Annotated in this window: 8 protein-coding genes and 1 tRNA gene; all 9 read left to right on the top strand. The window is 50.2% G+C overall.

The features are described from left to right. Positions 1-127: EF-Tu C-terminal domain-related protein (locus QWY27_RS15105; protein ID WP_494338397.1), on the top strand; the 127-nt coding region annotated here is incomplete at its 5' end. 60 nt (positions 128-187) lie between these two features. Further along, a tRNA-Trp gene (locus tag QWY27_RS15100) sits at positions 188-263 on the top strand. 52 nt (positions 264-315) lie between these two features. After that, positions 316-699, top strand: coding sequence for a preprotein translocase subunit SecE (gene secE, locus QWY27_RS15095; protein WP_290199264.1), 384 nt, complete (start codon positions 316-318; stop codon positions 697-699). Between the two features lie 12 nt (positions 700-711). After that, entirely contained in the window at positions 712-1,245 is a 534-nt protein-coding gene (gene nusG, locus QWY27_RS15090) for a transcription termination/antitermination protein NusG (protein WP_290199263.1), read from the top strand. Positions 1,246-1,307: 62 nt separating this feature from the next. Continuing rightward, complete coding sequence (rplK, locus tag QWY27_RS15085; RefSeq protein WP_028816407.1) at positions 1,308-1,739, top strand: 50S ribosomal protein L11; 432 nt, start codon at positions 1,308-1,310, stop codon at positions 1,737-1,739. A 2-nt stretch (positions 1,740-1,741) separates the two neighbouring features. After that, positions 1,742-2,446: a 50S ribosomal protein L1 gene (gene rplA / locus QWY27_RS15080; RefSeq protein ID WP_290199262.1), complete on the top strand. Its 705-nt coding sequence runs from the start codon at positions 1,742-1,744 to the stop codon at positions 2,444-2,446. 253 nt (positions 2,447-2,699) lie between these two features. Further along, positions 2,700-3,224: a 50S ribosomal protein L10 gene (gene rplJ / locus QWY27_RS15075; protein ID WP_290199261.1), complete on the top strand. Its 525-nt coding sequence runs from the start codon at positions 2,700-2,702 to the stop codon at positions 3,222-3,224. Between the two features lie 75 nt (positions 3,225-3,299). Further along, on the top strand, positions 3,300-3,677 hold the full coding sequence (rplL, locus tag QWY27_RS15070; protein ID WP_290199260.1) for a 50S ribosomal protein L7/L12: 378 nt from the start codon (positions 3,300-3,302) through the stop codon (positions 3,675-3,677). A 182-nt stretch (positions 3,678-3,859) separates the two neighbouring features. Beyond that, positions 3,860-5,457, top strand: a 1,598-nt coding sequence (locus QWY27_RS15065; protein WP_494338400.1) for a DNA-directed RNA polymerase subunit beta family protein, incomplete at its 3' end; no start/stop codon positions are given.

The following is a 5,457-nucleotide window of genomic DNA, read 5'->3' as shown; positions in this document are numbered from 1 at the left end:
AGGCGATAACGTTGGTATGACAGTTAAGCTGCTCGCACCAATCGCTATGGAAGAAGGTCTGCGTTTTGCAATCCGCGAAGGTGGCCGTACCGTCGGCGCCGGCGTCGTTGCTAAAATCCTGAAGTAATGTAAGTGCGGGGGTAGGTGTCGAAAGACACCCGCCCTTTTGGTTTAGAAGTGCAGGTCTAGGGGCATAGCTCAATTGGCAGAGCGTCGGTCTCCAAAACCGAAGGTTGGGGGTTCGAGGCCCTCTGCCCCTGCCACCGCCGATAACAAAGTTGCGTGAAGTACATTTTCAGTGCTTGCGTGTAGAACATGTCAAATACAACGATCGAGAACGTCACCAGTACAGCAGACCGACTAAAGTTGGCGCTATCCGTGCTCGTCATTATTGCCGGCATCGTTGGTTTCTCAATGCTCGAATCAAAGCTCCCCATGGTGGGACGCATTGCAGTATTTATTGGTAGTTTGATTCTTGCTGCTGTGATTGCTTGGTTTAGTGAGCCAGGCCGCCGTACTATTGCGTTTGCACAAGACTCCTACAACGAAGTTCGTCGAGTCGTTTGGCCAACACGCAAAGAAACCATGCAAATGACAGGTATTGTTTTCGCCTTTGTTGCAGTCATGGGTTTGTTTTTGTGGGTGTTGGATAAGCTAATCGCTTGGTTGCTGTTCGGTGTGTTGCTAGGCTGGAAATAACAAGGACGATCCATGAGTAAACGTTGGTATGTCGTTCATGTCTACTCCGGCATGGAAAAAAGCGTCCATAAAGCAATGCTTGAGCGTATCGAGCGAGCGGGACTGCAAAATTATTTTGGCAAGGTTTTAGTGCCTTCCGAAGAAGTCATCGAGTCGAAAGGTGGACAAAAGTCGATCTCCGAACGTCGGATTTTCCCAGGATACGTTCTGGTTGAGATGGAACTGACTGATGAGACTTGGCACGTTATTAAAAATACACCACGCGTGACAGGGTTTTTAGGTGGTTCTGGAAACAGACCTACGCCAATTTCTGAAAAAGAAGTTGCAAAAATCTTGTCTCAAATGGAAGAAGGCGTCGAGCGACCCCGTCCAAAAGTTTTGTTCGAAGTTGGCGAAATGGTGCGTGTCAAAGAAGGCCCATTTGCGGACTTCAATGGCAACGTCGAAGAAGTCAACTACGAAAAAAGCAAGGTTCGGGTATCGGTTGCAATTTTTGGCCGCTCGACTCCTGTAGAGCTAGATTTTAGTCAGGTCGAAAAGACCTAATTTTTAACCCCGGGGAGCTAGTTGCTTGAAGCACTGGCGTTTGAACCCGTAAGGAGCAAAGCATGGCGAAGAAAATCGTCGGCTTCATCAAGCTGCAAGTCCCAGCTGGTAAAGCCAACCCATCACCACCGATTGGTCCAGCATTGGGTCAACGCGGCCTGAACATCATGGAATTTTGTAAGGCGTTTAATGCCAAGACCCAGGGTCTTGAGCCAGGCTTGCCTATTCCTGTTGTGATTACCGCTTTTGCCGACAAGAGCTTTACTTTCATCATGAAGACGCCTCCAGCGTCTATTCTGATCAAGAAAGCTGCCGGTATTCAAAAAGGTTCTCCACGTCCCCATACCGATAAAGTCGGTAAGCTGACACGCGCTCAGGCTGAAGAAATTGCCAAAGCAAAATCTCCAGATTTGACAGCAGCTGATCTCGACGCAGCAGTGCGCACGATCGCTGGAAGCGCTCGCAGCATGGGCATCACGGTAGAAGGACTCTGATCATGGCTAAAACTACAAAGCGCATGGCTGCAATCGCTCAAAAAATTGAGCGCGCAAAATTGTATCCAGTCACAGAAGCGATTACTTTAGTCAAGGCTTGCGCAACGGCAAAGTTTGACGAGTCGATCGACGTTGCTGTCCAACTTGGAATTGATCCAAAGAAATCGGATCAATTGGTACGCGGATCCGTCGTCTTGCCTGCGGGTACTGGTAAATCAGTGCGAGTTGCCGTGTTTGCACAAGGTGAAAAAGCCGAGCAAGCAAAAGCAGCCGGAGCAGACATCGTTGGCATGGACGACTTGGCCGAACAAATCAAAAGTGGCACGTTCAACTTTGACGTTGTTATTGCCTCGCCAGACACAATGCGTATCGTTGGTACCCTTGGACAGATCTTGGGCCCACGTGGCCTGATGCCTAACCCAAAGGTTGGCACTGTGACACCCGACGTCGCTCAGGCAGTTAAAAACGCCAAAGCAGGTCAGGTTCAGTACCGTACTGACAAAGCCGGTATTGTCCACGCAACAATTGGACGCGCATCTTTTGCCGTCGAACAATTGCAAACAAACTTGGCAGCACTTGTGGATGCTTTGAATAAAGCTCGCCCGACAGCTTCCAAAGGTGTTTATCTGCGCAAGCTGGCTGTTTCCTCCACCATGGGTGGTGGGGCACGTATTGAAGTTGCATCGCTGACGGCTACACAACAGTAATCGTCAGTTTTTTAAAGACTTTGGGCTGCACCCGGCATTGTCCGGGTGTTGCTGTCAAAGACCGCTGGAGCTGAGAGGCGATAGATAAAATCCTTTATCTTTTCCTCTAAGCTTAATCCCAGGTTGTTACTGGATCCAGCGCAGACGGCGTCCACGGAAGATTTCTTGTTCTTAAGAACTCGACCAGGTTCGCCGCGTTCGGTTGATGCAAAGGGAATTATCCCCAAGCATCTTTTGATGGAGTGTTCAAACCGTGAGTCTCAATCGTCAAGAGAAAGCGATCGTAATCGAGGAAGTCACGACGCAAGTCGCGAAAGCCCAATCGATTGTGGTTGCAGAGTACCGTGGTCTGGACGTCGCCTCTGTCACCGTACTGCGCAAAACTGCGCGTGAGTCAGGCGTGTATCTGCGAGTCCTCAAAAACTCGCTCGCACGCCGAGCTGTCGCAGGCACGCCTTTCGAGGCTTTGTCCGACAAGTTGGTTGGTCCGCTGATCTATGGCATCAGTGCTGATCCAGTCAATGCTGCAAAAGTGCTTTCCGCATTTGCGAAAGACAACGATAAGCTGATCATCAAGGCTGGCGCATTGCCAAATAGCCTGTTAGATGTAAACGGTGTCAAGGCTCTGGCCACGATGCCCTCACGCGAAGAGTTGCTTTCGAAATTGCTTGGCACAATGCAAGCTCCGATTGCGCAATTTGTACGTACTCTTAACGAAGTTCCGACTAAGTTCGTTCGTGGCCTTGCGGCTGTGCGCGATCAAAAAGAAGCTGCATAACGCAGTTAATCGATACTTCGTTGAACGACAAGCGATACCAACCCCTGGCATATTATTTAATCTGGAGTTCTACAAATGGCTACTAAAGCTGAAATCCTCGACGCAATCTCTAGCATGACCGTGCTTGAGCTGTCCGAGCTGATCAAAGAAATGGAAGAGAAGTTTGGCGTGTCGGCTGCTGCCGCTGCTGTTGCTGTCGCAGCACCTGCTGCAGGCGGCGGTGCTGCTGCTGCTGAAGAGCAGACAGAGTTCACTGTGATGCTGACAGAAGCTGGCGCGAACAAAGTTAGCGTCATTAAGGCTGTCCGCGAATTGACTGGTCTTGGCTTGAAAGAAGCTAAAGATCTGGTTGACGGTGCACCGAAGGCTGTCAAAGAAGGTGTTGCTAAGGCTGACGCCGAAGCCGCCAAGAAGAAGCTTGAAGAAGCTGGCGCTAAAGCTGAACTGAAATAATTTTTTCAGTGATCGCCCGGGAAAGCAGATATTGCCTTCCCGGGCGTTTGCGCTTTCAGAAAACCACTCTTAAAGCAGTCAAATAGTCGGGTTTTCTGAAGTCGTTTGAAGTACCTGCAGTTCCTTAAGTCATACCCTGTGGCCGTGGTTGACGGCCTATGTAACTTCGAGTCGGAGTGCTCATGCCTTACTCGTTTACCGAAAAAAAGCGCATCCGCAAAAGCTTCGCGAAGCGTGAGGACGTGCAAGACGTTCCCTTTCTGCTTGCGACACAGCTTCAATCTTATCTAACCTTCTTGCAAGCTGATACTGCACCATCTGCCCGTAAAGAGCAGGGATTGCAGGCAGCCTTTAGTTCAATATTTCCAATCTCCAGCCACAACAACATGGCTCGTCTCGAGTTCGTCAGCTACGGCTTAGGCGAACCCGTGTTCGATGTCAAAGAGTGTCAGCTACGCGGATTGACTTACGCATCGCCATTACGTGCGAAAGTGCGATTGGTTTTGCTTGACCGAGAGGTCAGCAAGCCGACAGTCAAAGAAGTCAAGGAGCAAGAAGTCTACATGGGCGAAATTCCGCTCATGACTAGCACGGGCTCCTTTGTGATCAATGGCACAGAACGTGTCATCGTCTCGCAGCTTCACCGCTCTCCGGGCGTGTTCTTTGAACACGATCGAGGCAAAACCCATAGCTCAGGCAAGCTGTTGTTTTCGGCAAGGGTCATTCCTTACCGTGGCTCATGGCTCGATTTCGAGTTCGACCCGAAAGACGTTCTGTTTTTCCGCGTCGATCGTCGTAGAAAGATGCCTGTGACAATTTTGCTCAAAGCCATTGGTTTGACGCCAGAAGCAATCCTCTCCGAGTTCTTTGAATTCGATCAATTCGAATTGCAAAGTGAAGGCGGCATGATGGAGTTTGTCGGCGACCGTTGGAAGGGCGAAGTTGCTCGATTTGACATTACTGATCGCAGCGGCAAAGTGCTTGTCGAAAAAGATAAACGAGTCAATGCTAAACATTTGCGTGACATCGCCGCAGCCAAGATTCAGCGAATTTCGGTTCCTGAAGACTTCCTGATTGGTCGTGTGATTGCCACCAACATTGTTGATGCTGAAACGGGCGAGTTGATCGCTTCGGCAAACGACGAGATCACTGAAGGTACCCTCAGCGCATTGCGTGCAGCCGGGATCAGTACGATCCAGACGCTTTACACAAACGACCTTGATCGTGGTCCATTCATTTCGCAGACATTGCGTGCGGATGAGACAGCAGATCAAATGGCCGCACGTGTCGCAATCTATCGCATGATGCGCCCTGGTGAGCCGCCAACCGAAGATGCTGTTGAGGCACTCTTCCAACGTCTGTTCTACAGCGAAGAAACGTACGACTTGTCGCGCGTGGGCCGCATGAAAGTGAACAGCCGTTTAGGTCGCGGCGACGATATTACGGGACCGATGACACTGACAAACGAGGACATCCTCGCTACGATCAAAGTGTTGGTTGAGTTGCGTAACGGTCGTGGACAGATTGATGACATCGATCACTTGGGCAATCGTCGTGTGCGTTGCGTGGGTGAATTGGCTGAAAATCAATTCCGTGCCGGCTTGGTGCGTGTTGAGCGTGCGGTGAAAGAGCGTTTGGGTCAAGCGGAAACAAAGAATCTGATGCCGCATGACTTGATCAACTCCAAGCCGATTTCCGCAGCGATCAAAGAGTTTTTTGGTTCGAGCCAATTGTCCCAGTTTATGGACCAGACTAATCCTCTTTCCGAAATCACGCACAA

This window comes from Zwartia vadi, assembly GCF_030410375.1.
GTDB classification, from domain to species: Bacteria; Pseudomonadota; Gammaproteobacteria; order Burkholderiales; family Burkholderiaceae_B; genus Zwartia; species Zwartia vadi.
This window is presented reverse-complemented; position numbering and strand designations above follow the sequence as displayed.